General features: G+C 31.4%; 1 protein-coding gene. It reads right to left on the reverse strand.

Translation table 11 applies throughout. The features are described 5' to 3' along the window. Nucleotides 1-129: 129 nt before the first annotated feature. A complete protein-coding gene (locus CJP74_RS07620) occupies nt 130-1,371 on the reverse strand; it encodes a glycosyl hydrolase family 28 protein (protein WP_119497890.1) in 1,242 nt (413 codons plus the stop codon). Nucleotides 1,372-3,263: the final 1,892 nt, after the last annotated feature.

A 3,263-nucleotide genomic window follows, 5' to 3' on the forward strand; every position in this document is an offset into this window, starting at 1 on the left:
CTTGGGTTCAATTAATTTAAGCAAGATTTTAACTGCAGAATATGCCTCTGAATGATCAGCAACTCTTCTGACAAAAATATTACTTTTGCTTAAAGCTTTACTGCTTAAGCCTAAGGCATACTTAAGGCATTAGTTATAACGCGGAAAAGGTTTTAATTGGCTGTCAATTACCGCTTTAACTTCATCTACACTAGCCTGACTAAAAGAACCGGTGCTTGAGTTAGCAACATCGGTAATTTTTGCTGCCTCGATTTTCCAACTGTTTACCTTAGCAATACGTACATTAGAAAAGTTTACTGCTAGAGGGTTACTACTGCTATAACCTGTAAGAACAATATTTCCCCCGCCTAAAGAGTAGAAATTGCTAATGCTTAGGTTTTGGAAGGTAGGAATAGCATTTCCAGTATTTTTATAAGTTTGGTTGAAGTTAGCAGCAAGGTAAATAGGTTTACTTACATCATTAACATAAATATTGTTAAAGCTAATATCGCTAACTTGTCCACCAACTCTAGCGTTAGTTAAAATCGCTACGCCAGCTTCTGCCTGTTGCACAACAAGGTTATTTACTTCAACTTGTTTAACCCCTTGGCTTAGGTTAATGCCAATTACTGCTCCAACTCCACCGTAAAGGTAGTTAGTATCGAGTCGAACTTGTTGACTTGGTGCATCCTTGGCAGCAATTAAAACATGAATACCTGGAAGAGATAAGTAGTTTTGCTTAAGCGTTACTCCCTCTCCCCCATTTACAACTATACCATGGGTAAATAAACGCTCAGAGCTAACTTTAGTTTGGTTAATAGTTACTTGTTTAACCTTGTTTAAGTAAACGGCATTACCAGAAAAATTAGTAAAGCTCACGCCACTTATTTCCAGGTTATTTACATTAGTTGCTTGCACTAACGCAGGTAAATTAAAAATACTATTATCTACAAATGGTGACTCATAAACTTCTTTAAAAGCTTTTTCCTGTTCTTTTAAAGCTTTTTCTTGTTCTTTAGGAAGTTTTACATCCTTGCCTGCATAAGGAAGGGATTGCACACCCCCACTAATAGTTCCTTCACCACTAATGGTAACCTTGTCGCCTAGAACTTGAATACTTCCCGATTGTCCATTTTCGCCAGTAAGCACTAAAGTAGCTCCCTTAGCTAAAGAAAGAGCTGCATGAGCAGGGAGTTTTAAGCCTGAAACTGTATAAGTACCTGGCGTAAAAGCAACATAGCCTTCAGTTTCAGCACATTGATCGATGATACGTTGAATGTTTTGTTGTGTCTGCTCTCCAGGGGTTAAGGTTTGGCAAACAAAACTAGGTGCTCCTAGACTACTTAAAGCCAAGCCTAAAGCACTCAAAGTTAAAGTAATTTTCTTTAACATAAAAAACCTTCTTAAATAGTAGTAAACCTTCTCTTATTATAGAATAGTTATATAACTATTTTCCGTAAAAACAAGTATAAAAAAGCTTCTCTTAAAATAAGAGAAGCTTTAATAGAGATCAAAAAATAAATAAATTTGTTAAAGGTAATAAAAAAAAGGAGTTGATGTACAAAAAAATAATTGCATATGGCAGTGCCATATGCAATACGATTCACTTTACACATCACAGAGAGCTTAAGACCTAAAAAGCTCTGTTATGAAACCTAGTTGGCACTTTCAACTAGGATTTGTTGTAATACGATGACCAGTCGTATTACACATTACCACTTTATGGGAGTGGTAATTCGGCTTTGCTCTTCAGAGAGCTCTAAAGAGGTATAAAATAAATCCTTTTCTACTATTTTTGTCAATACTAGTATATACCATTTCAGGTTTACTTGCTAGTATTTATTTGTCGCACTTACAAGTTCTTATTTTATTGTTTTTCAAGATAAAGAGCTGAAAACAGATTATGATAAAACCAGTAAGTTAATTTGTATATTTATTATAAACTATAAATAAATATTTGCCTAACCTTTGCTGAAAAATTTTTTTCTTAATCTAATTTTGCAAGAGCTAAAAAAGAGAAAAAACTGGCGTTTTTTTGGGGAGAAATCAAAAATTTAGCCTGAAAAATTTTTTTGAATTTCTGACTAAAAAGTAAGGGATAAGGCAGGGTAATACCTTTATCTTTGCAATAAATAATCTTTTTTAATTGCAATTAAACTACAGATTTTCTTAATTTAGGTCTTACTAACCCTAGAAAAAGATTAGATTTATTTAGATACAGAATTAGATTGGTTAGATACAGAATTAGATTGGTTAGATAAGGTATTTGTTTTATTTGGAAAAAGGTTAGTTTTATCTAGCAAGACTATTGTCTTTACAGGCAAAAAAGAAGCTGGGCACGGTATGCTCAGCTTCAGACTTGTCTCAACTTAAATATATACATGTATCTGCTTTGTTTATAGAGGTTAAATTAAATATTCCAAGAGAAAAAGCAAAAAAACATGCTAAATATTTTATTTTTCTTAAAAAACAAAGCTTAAAAAAGAAAATTTTACAAAAAAAAAGAAGTTGAACACTGTGTGTCCAACTTCAAACCTGTCTCAACTTAAATATAGAAATGTGTCTTAATCACTTTATAGGGATTAAAATTTTAATTGCAAGAGAAAAAATAAAAAACATTAATTTATTTTTACCTTCACAAAAAAAGAAGTTGGCACTAAGGCACAACTTCAGTCATTTCTCAACTTAAATATATACTAGTATCCACTAAGAGAATATGCTAAATATTATAGTTAAGAGACAAAAGTCTCTACACATAGCTTTATTCTAGCTAGTATATGCACTTATTATAACACATTTAAGAAAAAGAAAATACCTTATTTATTTAAGCTTTTGAAAAATAAGTTAAAAAACTTTGATTTTAGTTGAAATTATAGAAATTGATCAATAGCTTATCACTATTGATAAAATTCTTATAAGGCAAATAAACAGATGTATTTTAGGAGGAAGAAAAAAATTTAGTTCTAGCCTAAGCTAATTTACCCTACTTAGAAAAAAAATCTCTTGCTAGCTTTTTTACCCAACTCCTGCAAAAAATCTCTTAATCACTTTTTGTCATTAACCTACAAATTTTCCTGATAGTCCCAGTCCTCTAATATTTCTTTACCATGTATTTTTTCTGTAAATTAAAGCCTCAATTTTGCGGTAGAATTCTTGAGTTTACTCCTGTTCTTTTTTTGTTTTGTTAGCTTTTTTTGAATTTCTTTTAGGATTTTTTTTGAGTTTATTTTGGGTTTTTTTTGAGTTTATTTTGGGATTTTTTTGTGTTTTTTTTGGGATTTTTT

The sequence above is a fragment of the Psittacicella melopsittaci genome (genome assembly GCF_003585925.1).
Taxonomy (GTDB): domain Bacteria; phylum Pseudomonadota; class Gammaproteobacteria; order Enterobacterales; family Psittacicellaceae; genus Psittacicella; species Psittacicella melopsittaci.